Origin of the sequence: Prauserella cavernicola (assembly GCF_016595675.1) — a bacterium.
GTDB lineage: Bacteria > Actinomycetota > Actinomycetes > Mycobacteriales > Pseudonocardiaceae > Prauserella_A > Prauserella_A cavernicola.
In genome coordinates this window covers 1-287 of the sequence record NZ_JAENJH010000077.1, presented here as the reverse complement: position 1 = coordinate 287, position 287 = coordinate 1, and the positions used below count along the sequence as shown (strand labels likewise).

1 protein-coding gene is annotated in these 287 nt (G+C 76.0%); it reads left to right on the top strand.

Annotation, left to right across the window (positions count from 1 at the left end):
• Positions 1-287: RHS repeat domain-containing protein (locus JHE00_RS34770; RefSeq protein WP_200326453.1), on the top strand; the 287-nt coding region annotated here is incomplete at both ends.

Below are 287 nucleotides of genomic sequence, written 5' to 3'. Positions count from 1 at the left end.
CTCGGCGCCACCTGGCACTACACCTACGACCCCGCGGGCAGGCTCGTCGAGGAGACCGACGTCGACGGCCACCGCACCCGCTACGCCTACGACGCGGCGGGCCAGCTCGTGTGGTCGGTGAACGCGGCCGGGCAGGCGGTGGAGTACGGCTACGACGCGGCGGGGCGGCTCTCCTGGCGGCGCGCCGACCCCGAGACGGCGACGTTCGGCTACGACGAGCAGGGCAGGCTCGTCACCGCGGCGAGCCCGGAGGCCACCGTCGCGGTCAGCCGCGACCAGCAGGGGCG